The sequence below is a fragment of the Streptomyces sp. NBC_01622 genome (genome assembly GCF_045209635.1).
Lineage (GTDB): Bacteria > Actinomycetota > Actinomycetes > Streptomycetales > Streptomycetaceae > Streptomyces.
Map to the genome: position 1 here is coordinate 2,052,253 of NZ_CP109293.1, position 21,790 is coordinate 2,074,042.

The following is a 21,790-nucleotide window of genomic DNA, read 5'->3' on the forward strand; positions in this document are numbered from 1 at the left end:
GACCCGGTCGGACGCCGGGTTCTACGTTCCCGCTGAGCACCAAGAAGAGCACCACTGTGCGCTGTGCGCACAGCCTGTCGGAACACCGTTGTCTGCACAGGAGGAGCCGTATGCGTCGTCTGCTCGCCGGTCTCACGGTCGGCACGTTTCTGCTCGCCACCGCGGCCTGTGGCTCGTCCGACGGGTCGAGTTCGTCGAAGAGCACGTCCTCGGGGGGCACCACCACGGTCAAGGTGGGGGTCATCCCCATCGTCGATGTCGCCCCCCTCTACCTCGGCCAGAAGGAGGGCTTCTACACCAAGCGCGGCCTGAAACTGACCATGACACTCGCGCAGGGCGGCGCGGCCATCGTGCCGGGTGTGGTCAGCGGCCAGTTCCAGTTCGGCTTCTCCAACATGACCTCGCTGATGCTCGCGCAGAGCAATGACGTCCCGGTGAAGGCCATCGCCAACGGTGTCGCCTCAACGGGCGTGTCGGGCAAGGACTTTGGCGCCCTCGTCGTCAAGAAGGGCAGCACGCTCAAGTCGGCGAAGGAGCTGGAGGGCAAGAAGGTCGCGGTCAACACGCTGAAGAACATCAACGAGACGGCCGTACGCGAATCCGTCCGCAAGGCCGGCGGCGACCCGGACAAGGTGAAGTTCGTCGAGCTGGCCTTCGACCAGATGCCGGCAGCGCTCGACAAGGGCCAGATCGACGCCGCGATGGCCGTCGAACCCGCGCTCACCACCATGCTCGACCAGGGCGCCCAGCAGATCGCCTGGCCGCTGGTCGACGTCGCGCCGAACCTCACCGTCGCCATGTACTTCACGTCGTCGGCGTACGCGGCCAAGAACCCGGACGTGGTCAAGAAGTTCCAGGAGGCCACCGCCGAGTCCCTGGCCTACGCCGACGCCCACCCGGACGAGGTCCGCCAGATCGTCGCCACCTACACCAAGGTCCCGGCAAGCGTGCTGGCCAAGGTGATCCTGCCCAAGTGGCCCGCCGATCCCGACCGTTCGTCGATCGAGGCGCTGGAGAAGCTGAGCGAGACCGACGGTCTCGTCAAGAAGACCCCCGACCTGAACACGCTGCTCCCGTGAAAGGACTGAACACCGCACTCGGTGCGGCCGGACTCGCGGCCTTCCTCGCCCTCGGCGAGGTCGTGCCGCGCGTCGGCATCGTCAAGGAGGCCTACTTCCCGCCGACCAGCAAGATCGCCTCCGCACTCTGGGACGAGCTGAGGGACTCCGCGTTCTGGTCGGCGCTCGGCGACACCCTCACCGGCTGGGCTCTCGGCCTCGCGATCGCCGTCGGCGCGGGCATCGTCGCGGGTGTCCTGCTCTCCGTCGTCCCGTATCTGCGCGAGGCGACCGCCTCGACGATCGAGTTCCTCCGCCCCATCCCCTCGGTCGCTCTCATCCCCCTCGCGGTGCTGTTGTACGGCACCGAACTGAGGTCGGTGCTATTGCTCGTCGTCTACGCCTCGTTCTGGCAGATCCTCATCCAGGTCCTCTACGGCGTCCAGGACGTCGACCCGGTCGCCGAGGAGACGGCGCGGTCCTACGGTCTCGGCACCTGGGCGCGGGTGCGACACGTGCTGTGGCCGAGCGCGCTGCCGTACGTCATGACCGGCGTACGGCTGGCGGCGGCCGTCGCGCTGATCCTCACCATCACGGCCGAACTGGTCATCGGGGCACCGGGGTTGGGCGCCACCATCATGGTCGCGCAGAGCTCGCAGGCCGTGCCCGAGATGTACGCGCTGATCGTGGTGACCGGCCTGCTGGGGCTGATCATCAACGTGGGCGCGCGGACGGTGGAACGGCGGGCGCTGGCCTGGCACCAGTCCGTGCGCGGGGAGGTGATGGTGTGAGGCGGGCCCTGCTCCGACTGCTGTTCGTGGTCGCGCTCCCGGCGGTGCTGCTCACCGTCTGGTGGCTGGCGTCGGACGGCAGCACCAATGTGTTCTGGCCACCGCTGCGGACGATTCTCAAGACCTTCCCGGACGTGTGGACCGCCGACCGGTTCAGGACGGACGTCCTGCCCAGCGTGCTGCGGCTGACGGCCGGTTACGCCGTGGCGGCCGTCGCCGGGGTCGCACTCGGCACGGTCATCGGCTCCTACCGGCGGGTACGCGCGGTGTGCGAACCGGTCCTGGAGTTCCTGCGCGCGGTGCCGCCGCCGGTCCTGGTCCCGGTCATCATGCTGTTCGCGGGCATCGGCGACACGATGAAGATCGTGGTCATCGCGAGCGGCTGCGTCTGGCCGATCCTCCTCAACACGGTCGAGGGCGTCCGCGCGGTCGACCCGGTCATGAAGGAGACGGCCCTCTCCTACGGCATCACGGGCGCCGCCCGCCTGCGGAGCCTGGTGCTGCGCTCGGCGAGCCCGCAGATCTTCACCGGGCTGCGCCAGGCGCTGTCCATCGGGATCATCCTCATGGTCATCAGCGAGATGTTCGCCGGCACCGACGGACTGGGCTACACCGTCGTCCAGTTCCAGCGCAGTTTCGCGGTGCCCGACATGTGGACGGGCATCCTCGTCCTCGGGATGCTGGGATTCCTGCTCTCCGTCGTCTTCCAGGTGGTCGAGCGGCGGGTGCTCGGCTGGTACCACGGCCTGCGCGCGGCCACTCGCCGGTCCCCGTGAACATCGTGAAAGGGCGGTCCATGCACGCGCTACTCCACGTATGCGGCCTCAACAAGGTCTACGAGGGTTCCGGCCGCCGGGTGGAGGCGGTGCGGGACCTCACCTTCACCGTCGACGCCGGCGAACTCGTCTGTCTCGTCGGCCCGTCGGGCTGCGGCAAGACCACCCTGCTCAAGTGCATGGGCGGACTGCTCACCCCGACCGCGGGCGAAGTCCTGCTGAGCGGACGGAAGGTGAGCGGTCCGCCGCCCGGGATGGCGTTCGTGTTCCAGGAGTACGGGCGCAGCCTGTTCCCCTGGATGCGGGTCGGCGAGAACGTCGAACTTCCCTTGAAGCAGAAGGACTTGAGCAGGTCGCGGCGTCGGGAACTGGTCGCGGACGCGCTGGAGTCGGTGGGTCTGACGGATACGGCCGGGGCGTATCCGTGGCAGCTGTCCGGCGGTATGCAGCAGCGGGTCGCGATCGCCCGCGCGCTGGCGTACGAGCCCGAAGTCCTGCTGATGGACGAGCCGTTCGCGGCGGTCGACGCACAGACCCGGGCCGATCTGGAGGACCTGGTACGGGGGTTGTGGCGGGAGCGCGGCATCACGATCCTCTTCGTGACCCACGACATCGACGAGGCGGTCTACCTGGGTGAGCGGGTGGTCGTCCTGTCCGCGTCGCCGACCGTCGTGCAGGAGCAGCTGAAGGTCGATCTGCCCGTGGAGCGCGACCAGTTGCACACCCGGGTCGCCCCGCGCTTCGCCGAACTGCGGACCCATGTGTACGAGCAGATCCAGGCGGCGAAGCGCGGGACTCTCCCGGTCCAGGACCGGCTCACGAAGTCTGATACGCCTCCACTTCGCTGAACTGGGCCGCCGGCCAGCCGGAGTTGGCGCTCACGCTGAGCCGCAGATAGCGCAGGCTGGTGCTGCTCGGCAGGGCCACGGTGACCGTGTTGCCGGTCGCCGGGTCGAAGCGGTAACCGGTGGCGCCGACGACGGTCGAGTAGGTGGAGCCGTCGGTGCTGCCCAGCACCGTGACGGTCTGCGTGCGCGCGCTCCACGCGGACGCGGGCGGCAGCTTCAGCACCAGTCTGCGAACGGCCCGGGCCGAGCCGAGGTCGACCGTCCAGGCCTGTGGGAAGGCGTTGTTGGTGGACTCCCAGTAGGTGTTCGCGTCGCCGTCGACCGCCTTGCCGGGCGTGTAGACGTCCTGCGAGCCGGTCGCGGTGGCCGGGCGGCCCTTGGCGAGGTTGGTGTTCTGGTCCGGGGGCGGGTTGCCCTGGCCGGGCTGCGGCCAGGTCGAGCAGTCCGACCAGGTGCTGCTCCAGCCGGAGTTGCCGCCGCCGTCGGTGAGAGTGAAGGCGCCGGAGCCGGACGGGTAGGGGCAATTGTAGATGCCGGCCGCGCCGACGCCGGTGGCCTGTACGTTGCTGAGCTTCGCCGCGCCCTGCGCCTCCGCCTGGACGACGACCGTGCCGGTGTTCTGCACGGTCGCACCGCTGACGTTGACGTTGCCGGTCGAGTAGCCGTGCCCGCCGCCGGACACGAACTCGAAGGCGCTGTACGGGCTGTTGGTGAAGGTCGTGTTGGTGATGTTGACAGTGGCGTTGACCGCGCTGTCGTAGGAGTCGACGCGCAACGCGCCCATGGGATGGCCCCAGTTGGGGTTGATCGCACCGGTGCGGATGAGGGTGTTGCCGTCGACCGTGATGGTTCCGGCGAGCGGGGAGAAGGGGTCGAGGAACTTCTGGTTGGAGATCGCGATGCCGCTGCCGAGGGCGTTGGTGTCGGAGATCAGGTTGTTGCGGACCGTGATGTCCGTGCCGCCGTAGATCGCGATGCCGTTGGCGAGGTTCGGCTGCGAGACGGTGTTGTTCTCGAAACTGCTGTTGGTGTCCGGGGAGTTGAGCGACCACATGGCGAGGGAGTCGTCGCCCTGGTTGCGCAGGAAGTTGTTGCGGACGATCACGCCGTGGGCGGTGCCGTTGAGGTTGAGGCCGTCGGCGGTGGTGTCGAGGATGCGGTTGTTCTCGACGACGAGGTTGTCGTTGTTGCCCATCAGCCAGAAGCCGCACTTGAGGTGCTGGATCCACATCCCGGAGACCGAACTCCCGGGCCCGAGCGTCCCGTTGACGAAGTTGTCCGGGTTGGAGTCGACGCGCTCGGTGACCTCGCCGATGACCGCGAAGTCCTTGATGTGGACGCCGCCGGAGGAACCGGACTGGTCGATGAACCGCGAGGTGTGCACGACGGAGTACCACTGACCGGCACCCTGCAATGTCACATTCTGTACGCCGCCGAGGGAGGAGGTGAGCCGGTAGTCGCCCGGCGGGATCCACACCACTCCCCCTTGGGCGGCGGAGATGGCGTCCCGGAAGGCCTGGGTGGAGTCGCCCGCGCCACTGGGGTCGGCACCTTTGGAGACCACGGACACCGAACCGGCCGGCTGCGCGGCGGCCCCGGCGACCTGCTCGAAGTCGGCGACGTCGACGGTGACTTGAGTACCGGTCGCCACCAACGCAACCCTGTCACCCTGCTGCACGCTCTGGCCGAGCAGGAGCCGGGAGTTGTCGAAGAAGTGGTGCGTCTTGGCACCCGCGATCCAACCGGTGTCGACGTACGAGTACTTGGACGTGACGGCGAGCGTCTTGGCGATCTTGGTGCCGTTGACGTACACGTCGAGGCTGCCGCTCTGCCCGTCCGGAACGCTGTAGGACACGTTCACGGCGTTGGCCGCGCGCGGCACGGTGAACTCGACGCGCTGTCCGGAGGTGAGCCGTACGGCCTGCCGTCCGGAAGCCTCGGAGGCCAGGCTCCCCTGGGTGTAGTCGGGGCCGATCCTGGTGCCGGTCGCGGTGGCGGACTCGGCCTCGACCGAGGTGAAGGGGAGGGAGGCGCCGGAGGCCGCGTGGGCGGCGGCGGGGGTCAGGGCGACGAGCATGCCTGCGGCGAGCGCGGCGGCCGCCCCGACACTTGGCATGCGCCTGACAGTTCTGGACATGGTGCTGTGCATGTGCTGATCCCTTCGAGGTGGGGGTGCGGGGATAGCGGATGCGGGGTGGCGGTCGACCGTTGACGGTCGACCGTCGGCATTACGCGGTGCGCAGCCAGGCCGCCGTGTCCCGCGGCAGCCGGCCCTGGTCGTCCAGGGGGCCGCTGGTCAGCAGGAGCCGGGTGTGCGACGGCAGCTCGACGGGTCTGTCCGACAGGTTGACCACGCACGTCGCGCCGTCCGCGCGGGCGAAGGAGAGGACGCCGTCGGGGGCGGGCAGCCAGGCGAGGGGGCCGTCGCCGAAGGCCGGCCGGAGGCGGATCGCCTCGCGGTAGAGGTTGAGCATGGAGTCGGCAGTCCGCTGCTGACGGTCGACCGCATACGATGTCCAACCGGCCGGCTGCGGAAGCCAGGGCTCACCGCGCGAGCCGAAGCCCGCGTACGGCGCGTCGGCCACCCATGGGAGCGGTACCCGGCAACCGTCGCGGCCGGGGTCGGTGCCGCCCGACCGCAGGTACATCGGATCCTGTATCCGGTCGACCGGCAGCTCGACCTCGGGCAGCCCCAATTCCTCCCCCTGGTAGAGGTAGACGACCCCGGGCAGGGCCAGCGACAGCAGCGCCGCCGCCCTGGCGCGCCGGGTGCCGAGGGCGAGGTCGGTCGGGGTGCCGAAGGCCTTGGTGGCGAAGTCGAAGCCGGTGTCGGCGCGGCCGTAGCGGGTGACCGTGCGGGTCACGTCGTGGTTGCAGAGGACCCAGGTGGCGGGGGCGCCGATCGGGGCGTGCTCGGCGAGGGTCTCGTCGATCGAGGTGCGCAGCCGGTCCGGGTCCCAGGGGCAGGACAGGAAGGCGAAGTTGAAGGCGGTGTGGAGTTCGTCGGGGCGGAGGTAGCGGGCGAAGCGTTCGGTGTCGGGGAGCCAGACCTCGCCGACGAAGACGGCGCCGTACTCGTCGGCGACGGCCCGCCAGGCGCGGTAGATGTCGTGGAGTTCGTCGCGGTCGACGAAGGGGTTCGGGTCGCGGCCCTCGACGAAGTCGGGCAGTGCCGGGTCCTTGGCCAGCAGTGCGGCCGAGTCGATGCGCACTCCGGCGACGCCGCGCTCGAACCAGAAGCGCAGGATGTCCTCGTGCTCCTGGCGGACGGCCGGGTGGGCCCAGTTGAGGTCGGGCTGTTCGGGGGTGAACAGGTGGAGGTACCAGTCGCCGTCGGGGAGGCGGGTCCACACGGGTTCGGTGGAGCCGGCGAACTGGGACGGCCAGTCGTTGGGCGGGAGTTCGCCGTGTTCGCCGCGTCCCGGGCGGAAGTGGAAGAGCTCGCGCTCGGGGCCGCCGGCGAGGGCGGCGCGGAACCACGGGTGCTGGTCGGAGACGTGGTTGGGCACGATGTCGACGATCGTGCGGATGCCCAACTCCCGTGCCTCACTGATGAGTTTCTCGGCCTCGGCGAGCGATCCGAAGGCCGGGTCGATGGCGCGGTAGTCGGCGACGTCGTAGCCGCCGTCCTTCATCGGTGACAGGTACCAGGGGTTGAACCACAGAGCGTCCACGCCGAGTTCGGCGAGGTAGGGCAGCCTGGAGCGGACGCCCGCGAGGTCGCCGGTGCCGTCGCCGTCGCCGTCCGCGAAGCTGCGGACGTACACCTGGTAGATGACGGCCGAGCGCCACCAGTCGTCGTGGCTTTGGGCATGGGTGGGCTGTCCCACTGTGCTGGCCTTTCTGTCGGAGGGCGTCGAGGGGCGGTGTCAGCCCTTCGTGCTGCCCGCGCTGATCCCGGCGATGATGTGGCGCTGGAAGACCAGGAACATGGCGACCATGGGGATGCTCGCGATCACCATCGCGGCGATGAGCACGGTCAGTTGGATGTTCTGCGACAGCTGGACGAGTGCCACGCTGATCGGCTGTTTGTCGGTGTCGGAGAAGACCATCAGCGGCCACAGGAAGTCCTGCCACACGGCGACCAGGGCGAAGATCGAGACGACGCCGAGCACGGGCCGGGACATGGGCAGCACGATGGACCACAGGATGCGGAGTTTTCCGGCGCCGTCGATCTCGGCGGCCTCCATGACGTCGCGCGGGAGTTGGTCGAAGAACCGTTTGAGGAGGTACAGGTTGAAGGCGTTGGCGACGGCCGGCAGCCAGATGCCGAGGGGATCGTTGAGCAGGCTGGTGTGGATCAGCGGGAGGTCGGCGACGGTCAGGTACTTCGGTACGACCAGCGCCTGCGCCGGGACCATCAGCGTCGCGAGGATGCCACCGAGGATCAACTTGCCGAAGGCGGGCTTGAGTTTGGACAGGGCGTAGGCGGCGGCCGTGCACAGGACCAGCTGGAACGCCCAGGCGCCGGCGGCCTGGACGACCGTGTTCCACAGGTGCTCCGGGAGCTGCATCAGGTCCCAGGCGTCCGTGTAACCGCTGAGGTGCCAGTGCTTGGGGATGATCGTGGGCGGCGTCTGCGCCACCTCGTCCGGCGATTTCATCGCGCCGGTGACCATCCAGTAGACGGGGAAGAGGAAGGCGACGGCGAAGAGCACGACGACGCCGGTGAACACGGTCCAGTAGACGGCCCTGCCGCGGGGCCGGGCGAGCGCGGCCGGGGAGAGAAGCGTGCGGGTGCTCACAGGTCGTCCTCTCCGGAGCGGGTCAGCCGCAGATAGACGGCGGAGAACACGCCGAGCAGCACGAGGAGCATCACGCTGAGCGCGCAGGCGCCGCCGAAGTCGTTGTAGAGGAAGGCGTATTTGTAGATCAGGTAGAGGATGGTGACGGTGGCGCTCTCCGGACCGCCCCCGGTGATCACGAAGGGTTCGGTGAAGACCTGCATCGTGGCGATGATCTGAAGGAGCATCAGCATCAGGATGACGAAGCGGGTCTGAGGGATCGTCACGTACCGCACGCGCTGGAGGAGGCTCGCGCCGTCGAGTTCGGCGGCCTCGTACAGCTCGCCGGGGATGGACTGGAGTGCGGCCAGGTAGATGAGGACGGTGCCGCCCATGTTGGCCCAAGTGGCCACGATCACCAGGGAGATGAGGGCGGTGTCGGTGCCGTTGGACCAGTTCGAGGTGGGCAGGTGCAGGAAGCGCAGCGTCTCGTTGGCGAGGCCGGCTCCCGGGTCGTAGAACCACTTCCACAGCAGGGCGGTGACCACCGGCGGGATCATCACGGGGAGGTAGACGACGATCCTGAAGAACGCCTTCCAGTGCCTCAACTCGTTGAGGACCAGGGCGAGTACGAAGGGGATCGCGAAGCCGATGAGCAGGGCCAGCAGGGTGAAGACGAGGGTGTTGCGCCAGGCGGCGGTGAACTCGGGGTCGTGCCAGACGCGGGTGAAGTTGGCGGTGCCGACCCACTCGGGCGAGGAGCCGGGCGTGTACTTCTGGAAGGCGATCACGACCGCGCGGATCGCCGGGTACCAGGAGAACAGGGCGAAGCAGATGAGGCCGCCGAGGAGGAAGGCGTAGGCGCGGGCCTGGTCGAGGAGGCGGCGCCGCCCCCGGCCCCCTACCGGGGGCGGCGCCTCGACCTCTCGTACCGCCGTCGTCTCGACGGGACTCCGGGTGGCCGTCCGGGTCATCGGGTCAGCCCCGGGCCAGGATGCCGTCGATCTTTCCGGAGGCGTCCCCCAGGAGTTGGTCGATGTTCGCGTCCTTCTTGGTGAGGACGGCGGAGACGGCCGAGTCGAGGACGGAGTAGATCTGCTGGGCGTCCGGCGGTTCGATCTTCATCTGGAGGGACTGGTTGCCGTCCAGGAAGGCCTGGTAGTTCTGCACCGGGACGTTGGCGTTGGCCTTCTTGACCTGCTGGTCCTTGGCGTCGGCGGCGCCGGTGAACAGGCGCGGTTCGGGCAGTCCGACGGGGGCGTTGGCCTTCTTGGCGCGGGCGTAGTCGCCGAGGAAGCCGCTGCCCGGGGTGAGGAACATGCTGTCGAGCCACTTGAGGCCGGCGCGGATCTGGGCGGGCGTGTCGTGCTTGTTGAACATGTAGCCGTCGCCGCCGATGAGCGTGCCCTGGCCGCCGGGCATCGGGCCGAGGGCGAGGTCGTCGTAGTTGCCGCCCTTCTCCTTGACCAGGATCGGGATGTTGTCCGGGGCGGAGAGGTACATGCCGAGCTTGCCCGAACCCATCAGCTGCTGCACGTCGTTGATGACGAGGAGCTGCTTGCTGCCCATCGAGTTGTCGGTCCAGCGCATGTCGTGCAGGTTCTGCAGCACGGCGTGGCCCTGCGGGGTGTCGATGGTGGCCTTCTTGCCGTCGGCGCCGACGACGTCGCCGCCCTGCGAGTACATCTCGGCGGTGAAGTGCCAACCCCCTTGGTTCTGGGCGCTGTAGTCGGCGTAGCCGATGGTGCCGTTGCCGAGCGCGGCGATCTTCTTGGCGTCGGCGCGGACCTCGTCCCAGGTGGCCGGGGGCTTGTCGGGGTCGAGGCCGGCCTGCTGGAAGAGCTTGCGGTTGTAGATCAGGCCCATCGAGTAGCCGGTGCGCGGTATGCCGTAGATCTTGCCGTCGACGGTGTAGATGTCGCGCAGCTGCTGCTGAAGAGTGTCGTAGCTCTTCAACTCCTTGATGTACGGCGTGAGATCGGCCGCCTGGTTGATGTCGACGACATGCTTGGCGTCGGTGAAGTACGTGTAGAACACGTCCTCCATCTGGCCGCCGGCGAGTTTGGCGTCGAAGGTCTTCGGGTCCTGGCAGGGGAAGGCGTCGTGCGCGACGACGTCGATGTCGGCGTTCTTCTTCTCGAAGGACGCGACATCGGAGTCGAAGAACTTGCGGTCGACCTTGGCGCTCTTGGGCGGCTCGCAGTTGACCGTGATGCGTGTCTTGCCGCTCGCCGAGTCGCCGCCGGACCCGCAGGCGGCGGCGGTGAGCGCGAGAGAACAGACGCCGATCGCGGCGAAGGTACGGCGGAACCCGGTGCTTCTCATCGATGGACCCCTCTGGGCAGGAGCGGTGGGCGCCCACACTCAAGCACCGCCGACATCTCTCCGCAAGATGTCGCGCAGAATCTGTAATTATTCGACAGCAGGACGGCTGTCAGCTGCGCGGGGCTTGCGCGGTGGAACCCCTGACCACCAGTTCCGGTTCGAAGAGCAGTTCTTCGGCGGGTACGACGGCGCCGCCGACCTGTGAGTTCAGGAGCTCCACGGCGGCCCGGCCCATGGCCTCGATGGGCTGGCGGACGGTGGTCAGCGGGGGCTCGGTGCAGTTCATGAACGCGGAGTCGTCGTAGCCGACGACGGAGATCTGTGACGGGACGTCAAGTCCCTTGCGGCGGGCGGCCCTTACCGCGCCGAGAGCGAGCGGGTCACTGGCGCAGATGATGCCGGTGACACCGCGGTCGATCAGCCGGGAGGCGGCGGCGTGGCCGCCCTCGATGGAGAAGATGGCGCGCGCCACGAACTCGTCGGGCAGGTCCCCGGACACGGCCCGCGCGGCGGCCAGCTTCCGTGCCGACGGCATGTGGTCGGCGGGTCCGAGGACCAGCCCGATGCGCTCGTGGCCGAGGGAGGCGAGGTGGCGCCACGCCTGCTCGACGGCGACCGCGTCGTCGCAGGAGACGGCGGGGAAACCCAGGTGGTCGATGGCCGCGTTGAGCAGGACGACCGGGATGTTGCGCTCGGCGAGCAGCCGGTAGTGGTCGTGCGGCGCGTCCGCCTGGGCGTAGAGTCCGCCGGCGAACACGACGCCGGAGACCTGCTGTTGCAGCAGCAGCGTCACATAGTCGGCCTCGGAGACCCCGCCCTTGGTCTGGGTGCAGAGCACCGGGGTGAGGCCGAGCTGGGCGAGCGCGCCGCCGATCACCTCGGCGAAGGCGGGGAAGATGGGGTTCTGCAGCTCGGGCAGCACCAGGCCCACCAGCCGCGCGCGTTCACCGCGCAGCTGGGTGGGCCGCTCGTAGCCGAGAACGTCCAGGGCCGACAGCACCGACTGCCGGGTCGAGTCGGAGACTCCGGGTTTGCCGTTGAGTACCCGGCTGACCGTGGCCTCGCTGACCCCGACCTTCTTCGCCACCTCAGCAAGTCGTCGCGTCATGTGCGCAAGAATAGCGCAAGTGACGCAAGTGGTTTGCGCTATGGAGCAACCAATCGCTTCAGTCGTGCGCGGCCCACAGACCGCGGACATGCCCCAGGTGACGGGTCATGATCTCACGCACGGCCCGCTCGTCACGGGCCACCAGCGCGTCGAGGAGGTCCAGGTGCTCCTGGGCGGAGGCCAGCAGACGTCCCTCCTTGACGAGGGCGGTGAGCCCGTAGAGCCGGGACCGCTTGCGCAGATCACCGACGACCTCGACGAGATGGGCGTTGCCGACCAGGGCGAGCAGCCCCAGATGGAAGCGGGTGTCGGCCTCGACGTAGGCGATGAGGTCGCCGGCCACGGCCGCGCCGACGATCTCCCGGGCGGCGGGGCGCAGCGCCTCCAGCGAGACGGGGTCGGCGGTCCCGGCCAGCCCCACCACCGTGGGGATTTCGATCAGGGCGCGGATGTGGGTGTACTCGTCGAGCTGCTTCTCGGAGACCGCGGTGACCCGGAACCCCTTGTTCGGGACGGTGTCGACCAGCCCCTCCTTGGCGAGGTCGAGCATGGCCTCGCGCACCGGTGTGGCCGAGACTCCGAAGCGGGCGGCGAGCGTCGGCGCGGAGTACACCTCGCCCGGCCGCAGCTCCCCCGCGATCAGCGCGGCCCTGAGCGCGTCGGCGACCCGCTCGCGGTAGCTGCTCTTCCCGCCCAGTGCGGGCAGATCCGGGGCAGTGGTGGGCGGGGCGCCGGTGCGCTGGACGGCCATCGAGTCTCCTAGTGGTGCAATGTCACGCGTGACCGGCCATTATCCCCGGGCTAGAGGACGAACCCGCCCGGGAACGGGTCGGTGGGATCGAGCGAGTACTGCGCGGTGCCGGTGATCCAGGCACGGCCGGTGAAGCTGGGCAGTACGGCGGGAACGCCGGCGACCTCGGTGGTGCCGAGGAGCCGCCCGGTGAACCGGGTGCCGATGAAGGACTCGTTCACGAACTCGGTGTGCAGCGGGAGTTCGCCGCGCGCGTGGAGCTGCGCCATGCGGGCGCTGGTACCCGTGCCGCACGGCGAGCGGTCGAACCAGCCGGGGTGGATCGCCATCGCGTGCCGCGAGTGCCGGGCGGTCGCGCCGGGCGCGTACAGGTGGACGTGATGGCAACCGCGAATGGAGGCGTCCTCGGGGTGGACGGGCTCGTCCCTGTCGTTGATCGCCTCCATGAGGGACAGGCCCGCCTTGATGATGTCGTCCTTGCGGGACCGGTCGAAGGGCAGCTCGAACTGGTCCAGCGGCAGAATGGCGTAGAAGTTGCCGCCGTACGCCATGTCGTATGTCACCGTCCGCCCGTCGGCGAGCGCGATTTCCCGGTCGAGGCCGACGGAGAACGACGGGACGTTCTTGAGGGTGACGTTCTTCGCGGCACCGTTCCCGACCGCGACCTCGGCGACGACCGGTCCGGCCGGGGTGTCCAGCCGGATCGTGGTGACCGGCTCGACGACCTCGACCATGCCCGTCTCGACGAGCACGGTGGCCACGCCGATCGTGCCGTGCCCGCACATGGGGAGATAGCCGGAGACCTCGATGTAGACGACGCCCCAGTCGCAGTCGGGCCGGGTGGACGGCTGCAGGATCGCACCGCTCATCGCGGAGTGGCCGCGCGGCTCGTTCATCAGGAACTGCCGGATGTGGTCGCGGTGTTCGCGGAAGTACAGCCGCCGCTCGTTCATCGTCGCACCGGGGATGGCGCCGATGCCGCCGGTGATCACCCGGGTCGGCATGCCCTCGGTGTGCGAGTCGACGGCGTGCAGGACGAGTTTGCTGCGCATGACGCTCCTGGTGGATCGGTGCCGTTGCGAGGGTACTTACGCGAGTCCGGCCGCGACCGCCTGCTCGGTGGCGGCGCGCACGACGGCCTCCTGCCCCGGCAGCAGCGGAACGCGCGGCGGACGCACCGGGCCGCCGTGTCGACCGACGATGTCCATGGACAGCTTGATGGCCTGCACGAACTCGACCTTGGAGTCCCAGCGCAGCAGCGGGTGCAGCTGCTCGTACAGCTTCTTCGCCGTGGCCAGGTCGCCGCCGACGGCCGCGTGGTAGAGCTCGACGCTCGCGGCGGGCAGCGCGTTGGGGTAACCGGCCACCCAGCCCTTCGCACCCGCGAGCGCCAGCTCCAGCAGGACGTCGTCCGCGCCGATCAACAGGTCCAGTTCCGGGGCGAGTTCGGCGAGCTGGTAGGCGCGGCGGACATCGCCGGAGAACTCCTTGACGGCGTGGATGTACCCCTCGCCGTGCAGCTTGGCGAGGAGTTCCGGCACCAGGTCGACCTTGGTGTCGATGGGGTTGTTGTACGCCACGATCGGCACGCCCGCCTTCGCGACCTCCGCGTAGTGCGCGAGGACCGAACGCTCGTCGGCGCGGTAGGCGTTGGGCGGCAGCAGCATCACGGAGGCGCAGCCGGCGTCGCGGGCCTGTTCGGCCCAGCGGCGGGACTCGGCGGAACCGTAGGCGGCCACACCGGGCATCACCCGTGCGCCGCCGATCGCGGCGACGGCCGTCTCGACGACCTTGGCGCGCTCCTCGGGGGTGAGCACCTGGTACTCGCCGAGCGAGCCGTTCGGTACGACGCCGTCGCAGCCGTTGTCGACCAGCCAGGCACAGTGCTCGGCGAACTTGTCGTAATCGACGGCGAGTTCGTCGGTCAGCGGAAGCGCGGTGGCGACGAGGACGCCGCGCCAGGGACGGTTCGGGGTGGTGGTCATGGAGCGTCTCATCTCAATAGGGTGTGACATTTCATTGATGATCGTCGTCCTCGGCCTCACCGGCGTGAGCCAGCACTCCTAGCGGCACGGGCCGCGCGAACGGCCGCCGGGACGGGGCGAGTTCGCACCCGGCGAGCCCCGCGACCGCGGGCCCGCACATCCGCCCCTGGCACCAGCCCATCCCGGCCCGCGTCAGCAGCTTCACGGTGCGTACGTCACCGGCGCCGAGCCCGGCCACGGCCTCGCGGATGGCACCTCCGGTGACCTCTTCGCAGCGGCACACGATCGTGTCGTCGGTGACGAGTTCGGTCCAACAGGCGGGCGGCGCGTACACGGTGTCGAGGGCGGCGAAGAACTCCCGCGATCGCGTACGGGACTTGGCGGCCGTCGCCCACCCGCGCGGGTCGGGTACGGCACCCGTCAGGCGGGCGGCGGCGGAGCGTCCCGCGATGTGTCCTTCGGCGAGGGCGAGGTCCGCGCCGCCGATGCCGGTGGTCTCGCCTGCCGCCCAGACGCCGGGGACGTCGGTGCGCTGTTCGTCGTCGACGTGGACGGAGAGCCCGTCGAGCCGGCAGCCCAGGGTCTCGGCGAGGTCGGTGTGCGGCAGCATGCCGTGGCCGATGGCGAGGGTGTCGCAGACGAGGCGCCGTTCGGTGCCGGGGCGGACCCGCCCGTCGGTGTCGAGCGCGGCGACGGTCACCGCCTCCACCCGCTCGTCGCCGTGCGCCTCGACGACAGTGTGTCGGGTGAGCAACTTGACGCGCCGACGCAGGAGTTGGGCCGCGTACTGGGCACCTTCGGCGATCTTGCCGGGCTGTGCCGCGAGCACCCGGGGCCGTCGTACGAAGGCCTTGGGGTCGGCGGACTCGACGAGCGCGGCCACCTCGACTCCGGCCGCGGCGAGACCGGTCGCCACGGGGAGGAGCAACGGGCCGGTGCCGGCGACCACGGCGGTTCGTCCCGGGACGGCGAGGGAGCCCTTGAGGATGGCCTGCGCGCCGCCCGCGGTGAGGATTCCGGGGAGGGTCCAGCCGGGGAAGGGGAGGACCTGCTCGTAGCCGCCGGTGGCGAGGAGGACGGCGTCGGCGCGGACCTCGACGGGGATGTCCTGTTCGGGGCCGAGAAGGGCGTGCACGGTGAAGGAGTCGAGGGGGCCGCTGCTGTCGGCAGCGCCGCCTCCCTCACTCAACCTCCGCTCCACGAACCAGACATGATGGCCCGTCAAATGACTTACGTGGCCTGCCTCCACGTGGAGGGCGAGGGCGTCGCTGAGTCGCTGCCACGTCCGCCACCGGTGGTGCAGGGCCTGCGGGCGTGCGGCGCGCAGTTCGGCGGCGGCCTGTCGGTAGAACTGGCCGCCCGCCCGCGCGGCCGAGTCGAGCAGCGTGACCCGGACGCCGTGTGCCGCGGCGGCCACGGTGGCGGCGAGTCCCGCCGGGCCCGCGCCGATCACGGCGAGGTGCGGTCGCTCAGTCATCGCGGCCCGTTCCCTCCTGTGTGCGGATGGCGTCACCCGGGTGCAATGGCACCAGGCAGGCCCGTTGGTTCGGGCGGTCGTTGACGGTGACGAGGCAGTCGTAGCAGATCCCGATGCCGCAGAAGACGCCGCGCGGCGCTCCCCCGACCCGGGTGGTGCGCCAAAACGTCACTCCCGCCGACCACAGTGCGGCGGCGACGGTCTGGCCGGGGACTGCCTCGATCTCTCGGCCGTCCAGGGTGACCGTGAAGGCCGGTCCCGGGTGGGCGTCGGCGAGGCCCTGCGGGGATCCTGGGCTCACTCGCCCTCCTCGTCGGGGAAGCGGTCGGGGCGGAAGGGTGTCATGTCGAGGTCGGGGGTCCTGCCGCCGAGCAGTTGGGCGATCAGGTGCCCGGTGCCGGTGGCGAGTCCGATGCCGGCGCCCTCGTGCCCGCAGGCGTGGACGAGGCCGGGGACCCTGGGGTCGGGCCCGATGGCCGGGAGGTGGTCCGGCAGGTAGGGGCGGAAGCCGAGGTAGGAGCGCATCGCCCGCACGTCGGCCAGGAACGGGAACAGGCGGGTCGCGCCCGCCGCCAGGGCCCGCAGGACCGGCAGCGAGAACTCCCGGTCGAAACCGACGCGTTCACGGCTGGCGCCGATCAGGACGGGCCCGGCGGCCGTGCCCTCCACGACGGGTGAGGTCTGCAGGGTGGCCGAGTCGCTGGCCACGTCGGCCACGTAGTCGGCGGCGTACACCTTGTGGTGGATCAGGCGCGGGAGCGGTTCGGTGACGAGGACGAAGCCTCGGCGTGGGAGGACGGGGAGGGTGGTGCCGGCGAGGGCGGCGAGTTCACCGCCCCAGGTGCCGGCGGCGTTGATCACGGTCGGGGCGAGGATGTCGCCCAGGGCGGTGCGGACACCTTGGACCGTTCCATCCGTCTTGCGGAGTACGGCCGTCACGGTACGGCCGGTGAGCAGGCGGGCGCCGGAGACCCGGACGAGGTGGGCGGCGGCCAGGGCGGGCATCACCTGGCGGTCCTGGGGGTAGTGCACGCCGCCCGGGAGGTCCGGGGCGAGGCGGGGTTCGAGGTCGTAGAGGGCCTCGGCGTCGACCGGTTCGGCGACGACTCCGGCGGTGCCCTGTTCCTCGGCGAATTGCTCCAGGGCGGTGAGTCCGCCGGGCGTGGAGGCCACGACGAGGCCGCCTTTGGCCTCGTACTCGATGAACTCCCCGATTTCCTGGGCGAGTTGTGTCCACAGGCGGGCGGAGAGGAGGGCGAGGTCGAGTTCGGGGCCGGGTGCCTTGTCGGAGACGAGCAGGTTGCCCTCACCGGCGCCGGTCGTGCCGCCGGACACCGGGCCGCGATCCACGATGACGACGTCGAGGCCGGCCCGGACCGAGTAGAGGGCGCAGGCCGCGCCCACCACTCCGGCTCCGACGACCACGACATCGCAGGTCAGTCGCTTGCTCACGTCAGTACTATGTCACATACCTCTCTGGCTGAGTATGTCCCCGCGCGAATGTCACCGCGAGGACGGTGAGCCGCAGCGGACCGGGGACAACCCCACTCAGGGGTGCTTACTGGCGCCGTTGCCCGAGGACGCAGAACTCGTTGCCCTCGGGGTCCGCCAGGACGACCCACGACTGTTCGCCCTGGCCGATGTCGACCCGCTGGGCGCCATGGGCCTCCAGACGGGCCACCTCGGCGTCCTGGTCGTCGGGCCTGAAGTCGAGGTGCAGTCGGCTCTTGGACTTCTTGCTCTCGGCGAGCCGTACGAAGTCGATCCCCGGCAGGCGGTCCGGCGCCGGACGGATCTCGAACTCGTCGTCGGAGGAGTGGACCACCACCCAGCCGAGAGCCGTGGCCCACCACTGGCCCAGGGCCGCCGGATCCTCCGAGTGCACGATTACCTGTTCCCATTCCAAGGTCATCCGCAGAGCTTAGACCGGCCGGCGCCCCGGAAAACAGGTGCTCAGGGCGTCAGACCCGGCTGCCGGTGGCCGTGTCGGCGGACAGCCGCTGTGCGACGTAGATCGGGACGACCGAGAGCAGGACGAGCACCGCGGCCACCACGTTGACGACCGGCGCCTGTTGGGGCCGGGTCATGTTGTTGAAGATCCAGATCGGCAGGGTCTCGATGCCGGGTCCGGCGGTGAAGGTGGTCACCACGATCTCGTCGAAGGACAGCGCGAACGCGAGCAGTCCGCCGGCCAGGAGCGCCGAGCGCACCAGCGGGAAGGTGATGTCGACGAAGGCGCGGAAGGTGTCGGCCCCCAGGTCCATGGCCGCTTCCTCGTACGACCCGGAGGTGCGCCTGAGCCGGGCGACGACGTTGTTGAAGACGACGACGATGCAGAAGGTGGCGTGTCCGACGATCACCGTGAACAGGCCGAGGCCCACGCCGAGCGGCTCGAGTACCGTGCTGAACGCCGAGTTGAGGGCGATGCCCGTGACGATGCCGGGCAGCGCGATCGGCAGCACGACCACGAAGGAGATGGCGTCACGGCCGAAGAATCGGTACCGGGCGACCGCGAAGGCGATCAGGGTGCCGAGCACCAGGGAGATGGCGGTGGCACCGAGGCCGGCCTTCACCGAGACCCAGAGGGCCGCGCGGGCGCCCGAGTTCTGCCAGGCGACGGACCACCAGTGCAGGGTCAGGCTCGACGGCGGCCAGCTCGCGCTGCGGTCCGGGTTGAGGGAGTTGACGAGGACGAGCAGGAGCGGGACGTAGATCACCGCGAAGCCGAACCCGGCGGCCACGCGCAGGGCGATGCGCGAGGAACGGGAGAGCTGCATGACATGTCACCTCCTTCAGAGGCGGTCGATGGTGTTTTACAGGCTGCTCAACGCGCCCGTGCGGCGCATCGCGAGCAGGTACACGACGATCACGACGACGGGGACGGTGCCGAGTGCGGCGGCCATGGGCAGGTTGAGTTCGATGTTGGAGTAGACGAGGTTGCCGATGAGCTGGGTCTTGCCGCCGACGATCTGCACGGTGATGTAGTCGCCGAGGCTGAGCGAGAAGGTGAAGATCGACCCGGCGGCGAGGGACGGCAGCACCATCGGCAGCACGACGGACCGGAAGGTCCGCCCGGCCCGCGCGCCCAGGTCCGCCGACGCGTCGAGGAGGTTGGCGGGCAGTTGCTCCAGCGCGGTGTGGATCGGCAGGACCATGTACGGCAGCCAGAGGTACGTGAGCGTGAGGACGGCCGCCGGCAGTCCGAAGCCGGGTCCGCTCAGGCCGAACGGTTTCAACATCCAGTCGGCCAGGCCGCCCTGGGAGAGGATGAGCCGCCACGCGTACACCTTGACCAGGTAACTGGCCCACAGCGGGGTGAGGATGGCGACCACGAGCAGTGGGCGCCACTTCGGCTTGGCAACGCGGGCCGTGTAGAAGGCGAGTGGGAACGCGATGACGGCGCACAGGACGGTGACGGCGAGTGCGACGCCGATGCTGCGGAGGATGACCTGCCGGTACACGGGCACCGTGAACATCTCGTGGAAGTTGTCGGTCGACCAGACCTTCACCACCTCGGAGGTGAAGGAGTCCGTCGTCCAGAACGCGGAGACGAACAGCACGCTCAGCGAGCCGAGATAGAGCACCGCGAGCCACAGCAGCGGTGCGGTGAGGAGCAGGGAGAGCCGCAGCCGGGGGCGCCGGTACAGCGCCCCCGCGGTCCGGTTGAGCAGGGACATGGGTCAGCCCTTGATCTCGGTCCAGGCCTGTACCCACTTGGCGTACGGCACGCACTTGACGTCCGTTCGGCCGTCGAGGCACTGCTCGATGGGCGTGTTCCAGAAGGCGATGTTCTTCCAGTACGCGGTGTCGGCGGCGTGGTAGGTGGTGCAGAAGTTCTTGTCGCTGGTCTCCTCGCAGGCCTTGGCGTTGGCGGGAGCCTCGCCGAAGTACTCGGCGACCTGGGCGTTGACCTTCGGGGAGACGATCCAATCGAGCCACTTGTAGGCGCAGTTGGGGTGCTTGGCCTTGGCGGAGATCATCCAGGTGTCGGACCAGCCGGTCGAACCCTCCTTGGGTACGAAGGCCTTGATCTTGGCGCCCTCGTCGACGGTGAGGTTGGCGATGACCTGCCAGGTGGTGCCGACGACGGAGTCACCGCTCTTGAAGGCGGAGATCTCCTTGAGGTAGTCGCTCCAGTACTCGCCGATGTCCGCGTTCTGCTTCTTCAGCAGGGCGACGGCGGCGTCGAACTGTGTCTGGTCGAGCGCGTAGGGGTCCTTGATCTTCAACTCGGGCTTGGTGGCCTTGAGATAGAGGGCCGCGTCGGCGATGTAGATCGGCGAGTCGTACGCCGTGACATGGCCCTTGTACTTGGAGGCGTCGTCGAAGACCGCGGCCCAGGAGGTCGGGGCGGGCGTCACCTTCTGCGTGTTGTACATGAGGAGGTTGGCGCCGCGGCCGTGCGGGATGCCGTAGGCCTTGCCCTTGACCGAGTTCCAGGCCTGGAGCTTCAAGTCGGGGAAAATGTCTTTGTAGTTGGGGACGAGGTTCGTGTTGACGGGGGCGGCGTCGCCGGAGGCTATGAGGCGCAGGGAGGCGTCGCCGGAGGCGGAGACGGCGTCGTACTCGCCGGTCTTCATCAGCTTGACCATCTCGTCGGAGCTGGCCGCGACCTTGGAGTTGACCTGGCAGCCCGTCTGCTTCTCGAAGTCGCTGACCCAGTTCACCTTGGGGTCGTTGGAGCCGTCCTCGACATAGCCGGCCCAGGCGATCAGGTTGACCTCGCCCTCGCTCTTGCCGAGCTTCGACTGGGCTTTGAGGTCAGGGGGGTTGAGGCCGCCGGACGAGCTGCCCGACGAGTCGGAGGAGCCGCAGGCGGTCGCGGCGAGCAGGACGGCGGCACAGGCCGCCACCTGGAGGGTTCGGGTGAGACGCACGGCGTTCTCCATGGGTGAAGGAGCGAGCGGGGTCAGCGGGGATCGGGAACGTGCACCGTGTGACGCCGGTGCCATTGCAATCGCACCCGGCTGCCGCGGTAGGCGGCCACGTCCTCGGCGGAGGTCTCCAGGTTCTGCTGGAGCGCGGTCAGCCGGCCGCCGGCGTCGAGGTCGACGAGGAAGCGGGTCGAGTCCCCGAGGTAGACGACCTCGGCGACGGTGCCGGCGGCACTCTCGTGATCCGGTTCGCCGGTCTCGGCGGCGTCCTTGAGGACACGGATCTTCTCGGGCCGGACGCTGTAGGTGCCGGTGGTGCCGACGATCCGCTCGGCCGCCTCGCCCGCCAGCAGATTGGAGGTACCGACGAAGGACGCGACGAACGGGGTCGCGGGGCGTTCGTAGACCTCGGCGGGGGTGCCGACCTGCTGGATGCGGCCCTGGTCGAAGACGGCGATGCGGTCGCTCATCGTCAGGGCCTCCTCCTGGTCGTGGGTGACGAAGACGAAGGTGATGCCCACCTCCCGCTGGAGCGCCTTGAGTTCGACCTGCATCTGCTCGCGCAGTTTCAGGTCGAGGGCGCCGAGCGGTTCGTCGAGCAGCAGCAGGCGGGGGCGGCCGACCAGGGCGCGGGCAAGGGCGACGCGTTGCCGCTGGCCGCCGGAGAGCTGGGCGGGACGGCGGGCGCCGTAGCCCTCGAGGCGTACTTCCGCGAGGGCCTGTCGGGCGCGTACGAGCCGTTCGGACTTGGGGACCTTGCGGACCTTGAGGCCGTAGGCGACGTTCTGCTCGACGGTCATGTGCGGGAAGAGGGCGTAGTCCTGGAAGACGGTGTGGACGTCGCGTTCGAAGGGGGCGAGGCCGGTGACGTCCTGGCCGGCGAGTTCGATGGTGCCGCCGGTGGGGCTCTCGAAGCCGGCGATCATGCGGAGCACGGTGGTCTTGCCCGAGCCGGACGGGCCGAGCATCGAGAAGAACTCGCCGTCCCTGATCTCCAGGTCGACGCCGGCCACGGCGGTCGTCTCGCCGAACGACTTCCGCAGATCCCGCAGCCGGATCGCAATCCCCTCCAT

General features: G+C 69.4%; 21 protein-coding genes. 4 read left to right on the forward strand and 17 right to left on the reverse strand.

The annotated features are described in order from the left end of the window. Positions 1 to 110 precede the first annotated feature (110 nt). Genes OH768_RS09470 through OH768_RS09485 form a run of 4 tightly spaced genes read left to right on the forward strand, consistent with a single transcriptional unit; the run spans position 111 to position 3,473 of the window. Positions 111 to 1,079 (forward strand): ABC transporter substrate-binding protein, encoded by a 969-nt coding sequence (locus tag OH768_RS09470; RefSeq protein ID WP_406451972.1) that lies wholly within the window; start codon positions 111 to 113, stop codon positions 1,077 to 1,079. Next, entirely contained in the window at positions 1,076 to 1,849 is a 774-nt protein-coding gene (locus OH768_RS09475; protein WP_406451974.1) for an ABC transporter permease, read from the forward strand. The genes OH768_RS09470 and OH768_RS09475 overlap by 4 nt, the downstream gene beginning before the upstream one ends. Beyond that, positions 1,846 to 2,625: an ABC transporter permease gene (locus OH768_RS09480; RefSeq protein ID WP_406451976.1), complete on the forward strand. Its 780-nt coding sequence runs from the start codon at positions 1,846 to 1,848 to the stop codon at positions 2,623 to 2,625. The genes OH768_RS09475 and OH768_RS09480 overlap by 4 nt, the downstream gene beginning before the upstream one ends. A 20-nt stretch (positions 2,626 to 2,645) precedes the next feature. After that, positions 2,646 to 3,473, forward strand: coding sequence for an ABC transporter ATP-binding protein (locus OH768_RS09485; protein ID WP_406451978.1), 828 nt, complete (start codon positions 2,646 to 2,648; stop codon positions 3,471 to 3,473). On the opposite strand, the gene OH768_RS09490 is transcribed toward OH768_RS09485, so the two are convergent. The 17 genes from OH768_RS09490 to OH768_RS09570 all read right to left on the reverse strand — a co-directional run bounded on the left by OH768_RS09490 (position 3,442) and on the right by OH768_RS09570 (position 21,790). Then, a complete protein-coding gene (locus tag OH768_RS09490) occupies positions 3,442 to 5,622 on the reverse strand; it encodes a discoidin domain-containing protein (protein WP_406451980.1) in 2,181 nt (726 codons plus the stop codon). The genes OH768_RS09485 and OH768_RS09490 overlap by 32 nt on opposite strands. Before the next feature lie 79 nt (positions 5,623 to 5,701). After that, on the reverse strand, positions 5,702 to 7,303 hold the full coding sequence (locus OH768_RS09495; protein ID WP_406451982.1) for a glycoside hydrolase family 13 protein: 1,602 nt from the start codon (positions 7,301 to 7,303) through the stop codon (positions 5,702 to 5,704). 39 nt (positions 7,304 to 7,342) lie between these two features. Further along, a complete protein-coding gene (locus OH768_RS09500; protein WP_406451984.1) occupies positions 7,343 to 8,218 on the reverse strand; it encodes a carbohydrate ABC transporter permease in 876 nt (291 codons plus the stop codon). Continuing rightward, the gene (locus OH768_RS09505) at positions 8,215 to 9,171 is read right to left on the reverse strand and encodes a carbohydrate ABC transporter permease (RefSeq protein ID WP_406451986.1); all 957 of its coding nucleotides are present in this window, start codon (positions 9,169 to 9,171) and stop codon (positions 8,215 to 8,217) included. Before OH768_RS09505 ends, OH768_RS09500 begins: the two co-directional genes overlap by 4 nt. 4 nt (positions 9,172 to 9,175) lie before the next feature. Then, positions 9,176 to 10,522, reverse strand: coding sequence for an ABC transporter substrate-binding protein (locus OH768_RS09510; protein ID WP_406451988.1), 1,347 nt, complete (start codon positions 10,520 to 10,522; stop codon positions 9,176 to 9,178). Between the two features lie 109 nt (positions 10,523 to 10,631). Next, the gene (locus OH768_RS09515) at positions 10,632 to 11,630 is read right to left on the reverse strand and encodes a LacI family DNA-binding transcriptional regulator (RefSeq protein WP_406451990.1); all 999 of its coding nucleotides are present in this window, start codon (positions 11,628 to 11,630) and stop codon (positions 10,632 to 10,634) included. Between the two features lie 58 nt (positions 11,631 to 11,688). Beyond that, positions 11,689 to 12,381, reverse strand: a complete 693-nt coding sequence (locus tag OH768_RS09520) for a GntR family transcriptional regulator (RefSeq protein WP_406451992.1) — start codon at positions 12,379 to 12,381, stop codon at positions 11,689 to 11,691. Between the two features lie 50 nt (positions 12,382 to 12,431). Next, on the reverse strand, positions 12,432 to 13,433 hold the full coding sequence (locus tag OH768_RS09525) for a proline racemase family protein (protein ID WP_406451994.1): 1,002 nt from the start codon (positions 13,431 to 13,433) through the stop codon (positions 12,432 to 12,434). Positions 13,434 to 13,469: 36 nt separating this feature from the next. Further along, entirely contained in the window at positions 13,470 to 14,366 is an 897-nt protein-coding gene (locus OH768_RS09530) for a dihydrodipicolinate synthase family protein (protein ID WP_406451996.1), read from the reverse strand. A 31-nt stretch (positions 14,367 to 14,397) separates the two neighbouring features. Beyond that, positions 14,398 to 15,843, reverse strand: a complete 1,446-nt coding sequence (locus OH768_RS09535) for an NAD(P)/FAD-dependent oxidoreductase (protein ID WP_406451998.1) — start codon at positions 15,841 to 15,843, stop codon at positions 14,398 to 14,400. Further along, positions 15,836 to 16,144 carry a (2Fe-2S)-binding protein gene (locus OH768_RS09540; protein ID WP_406452000.1) on the reverse strand — a complete coding sequence of 103 codons (309 nt, stop codon included), beginning with the start codon at positions 16,142 to 16,144 and terminating at the stop codon, positions 15,836 to 15,838. The genes OH768_RS09535 and OH768_RS09540 overlap by 8 nt, the downstream gene beginning before the upstream one ends. Beyond that, on the reverse strand, positions 16,141 to 17,295 hold the full coding sequence (locus OH768_RS09545; protein ID WP_406452002.1) for an NAD(P)/FAD-dependent oxidoreductase: 1,155 nt from the start codon (positions 17,293 to 17,295) through the stop codon (positions 16,141 to 16,143). Before OH768_RS09545 ends, OH768_RS09540 begins: the two co-directional genes overlap by 4 nt. Before the next feature lie 106 nt (positions 17,296 to 17,401). After that, complete coding sequence (locus OH768_RS09550; RefSeq protein WP_406452004.1) at positions 17,402 to 17,755, reverse strand: VOC family protein; 354 nt, start codon at positions 17,753 to 17,755, stop codon at positions 17,402 to 17,404. A 49-nt stretch (positions 17,756 to 17,804) separates the two neighbouring features. Then, positions 17,805 to 18,620, reverse strand: a complete 816-nt coding sequence (locus tag OH768_RS09555; protein WP_406452006.1) for an ABC transporter permease — start codon at positions 18,618 to 18,620, stop codon at positions 17,805 to 17,807. Positions 18,621 to 18,656: 36 nt separating this feature from the next. Further along, positions 18,657 to 19,520 carry an ABC transporter permease gene (locus tag OH768_RS09560; protein ID WP_406452008.1) on the reverse strand — a complete coding sequence of 288 codons (864 nt, stop codon included), beginning with the start codon at positions 19,518 to 19,520 and terminating at the stop codon, positions 18,657 to 18,659. 3 nt (positions 19,521 to 19,523) lie between these two features. Beyond that, complete coding sequence (locus OH768_RS09565; protein WP_406452010.1) at positions 19,524 to 20,720, reverse strand: ABC transporter substrate-binding protein; 1,197 nt, start codon at positions 20,718 to 20,720, stop codon at positions 19,524 to 19,526. Between the two features lie 32 nt (positions 20,721 to 20,752). After that, positions 20,753 to 21,790, reverse strand: a complete 1,038-nt coding sequence (locus OH768_RS09570; protein WP_406452012.1) for an ABC transporter ATP-binding protein — start codon at positions 21,788 to 21,790, stop codon at positions 20,753 to 20,755.

Bases quoted from the DNA above. Each gene is read 5' to 3' on its own strand.
- OH768_RS09470 (WP_406451972.1), top strand. From the start codon at position 111: ATGCGTCGTCTGCTCGCCGGTCTCACGGTCGGCACGTTTCTGCTCGCC.
- OH768_RS09485 (WP_406451978.1), top strand. From the start codon at position 2,646: ATGCACGCGCTACTCCACGTATGCGGCCTCAACAAGGTCTACGAGGGT.
- OH768_RS09490 (WP_406451980.1), bottom strand. From the start codon at position 5,622: ATGCACAGCACCATGTCCAGAACTGTCAGGCGCATGCCAAGTGTCGGG.
- OH768_RS09505 (WP_406451986.1), bottom strand. From the start codon at position 9,171: ATGACCCGGACGGCCACCCGGAGTCCCGTCGAGACGACGGCGGTACGA.
- OH768_RS09510 (WP_406451988.1), bottom strand. From the start codon at position 10,522: ATGAGAAGCACCGGGTTCCGCCGTACCTTCGCCGCGATCGGCGTCTGT.
- OH768_RS09515 (WP_406451990.1), bottom strand. From the start codon at position 11,630: ATGACGCGACGACTTGCTGAGGTGGCGAAGAAGGTCGGGGTCAGCGAG.
- OH768_RS09520 (WP_406451992.1), bottom strand. From the start codon at position 12,381: ATGGCCGTCCAGCGCACCGGCGCCCCGCCCACCACTGCCCCGGATCTG.
- OH768_RS09525 (WP_406451994.1), bottom strand. From the start codon at position 13,433: ATGCGCAGCAAACTCGTCCTGCACGCCGTCGACTCGCACACCGAGGGC.
- OH768_RS09530 (WP_406451996.1), bottom strand. From the start codon at position 14,366: ATGACCACCACCCCGAACCGTCCCTGGCGCGGCGTCCTCGTCGCCACC.
- OH768_RS09535 (WP_406451998.1), bottom strand. From the start codon at position 15,843: ATGACTGAGCGACCGCACCTCGCCGTGATCGGCGCGGGCCCGGCGGGA.
- OH768_RS09550 (WP_406452004.1), bottom strand. From the start codon at position 17,755: ATGACCTTGGAATGGGAACAGGTAATCGTGCACTCGGAGGATCCGGCG.
- OH768_RS09555 (WP_406452006.1), bottom strand. From the start codon at position 18,620: ATGCAGCTCTCCCGTTCCTCGCGCATCGCCCTGCGCGTGGCCGCCGGG.
- OH768_RS09560 (WP_406452008.1), bottom strand. From the start codon at position 19,520: ATGTCCCTGCTCAACCGGACCGCGGGGGCGCTGTACCGGCGCCCCCGG.
- OH768_RS09570 (WP_406452012.1), bottom strand. From the start codon at position 21,790: ATGGAGGGGATTGCGATCCGGCTGCGGGATCTGCGGAAGTCGTTCGGC.